This window comes from Flavobacterium sp. ACAM 123, from assembly GCF_000264055.1.
Taxonomy (GTDB): Bacteria; Bacteroidota; Bacteroidia; order Flavobacteriales; family Flavobacteriaceae; genus Flavobacterium.
The window spans coordinates 1-867 of sequence record NZ_AJXL01000234.1 but is presented as its reverse complement, the minus strand read 5'-3'; the positions used below and the strand labels follow the sequence as shown (position 1 = coordinate 867).

Here is an 867-nt window from a genome sequence, read left to right as displayed (position 1 = left end):
GTTTTTTTATGCAAAGACTTTTCGTAGCTGTTGGTGTAATAATAAGGACTTGACTGCTGCTTAGCCTCGTGGGGCTACTCTGGTTTTCTATGTGCTTAGAATACGATATCATATTTCGTCCATTTACTAGTTTTACCACGGATAGTATAGAATTTCAATGAAGGTTTTCGTAATAGTAATTTAAGTCATTTCAAATGACTTATCTTTGCATTTTAAATTAAAACAATGTTATCAAAAGAAATACAGTTAGAAGTTAACAAAGGAGCAATGCTTCCATTAATGGAAGAGTTTTATACTATTCAAGGAGAAGGTTATCATACGGGAACTGCTGCTTATTTTGTAAGAATTGGGGGTTGCGATGTAGGTTGTCACTGGTGTGATGTTAAAGAAAGTTGGAATGCTGAATTACATCCGCCTTCAAGCATAGTGCAAATTGTGGCTAATGCAAAAAAATATGCAGAAACAGTTGTAGTGACAGGTGGTGAGCCATTAATGTGGGATATGACCTTGTTGACGCAGACATTAAAGGATAATGGGCGAAAGGTTCATATCGAAACTTCAGGGGCTTATCCTCTTACGGGGACATGGGACTGGATTTGTTTATCTCCAAAGAAAAATAAGCTGCCCACGCAAACGGTGTATGATAGCGCACAGGAGTTGAAGGTTATCATATTTAATAAGCATGATTTTATTTTTGCGGAGGAACAAGCGGAAAAAGTAAATGGCAATGCGATTCTATTTCTACAGCCGGAGTGGAGTAAGAAGGAAGAAATGACACCGCTTATTGTGGACTATGTTATGAAAAACCCAAAATGGAGAGTGTCTCTTCAAACGCATAAATATCTTAATATTCCTTAAGGAGTTGAG

1 protein-coding gene is annotated in these 867 nt (G+C 37.3%); it reads left to right on the top strand.

Annotation, left to right across the window (positions count from 1 at the left end; translation table 11 throughout):
* Nucleotides 1–225 precede the first annotated feature (225 nt).
* Entirely contained in the window at nucleotides 226–858 is a 633-nt protein-coding gene (locus A3SG_RS0118460; protein ID WP_016991459.1) for a 7-carboxy-7-deazaguanine synthase QueE, read from the top strand.
* Nucleotides 859–867 lie beyond the last annotated feature (9 nt).

What these genes read in the sequence shown, in the direction of transcription:
- A3SG_RS0118460 (WP_016991459.1), top strand. Translation starts at nt 226, where the DNA reads ATGTTATCAAAAGAAATACAGTTAGAAGTTAACAAAGGAGCAATGCTT.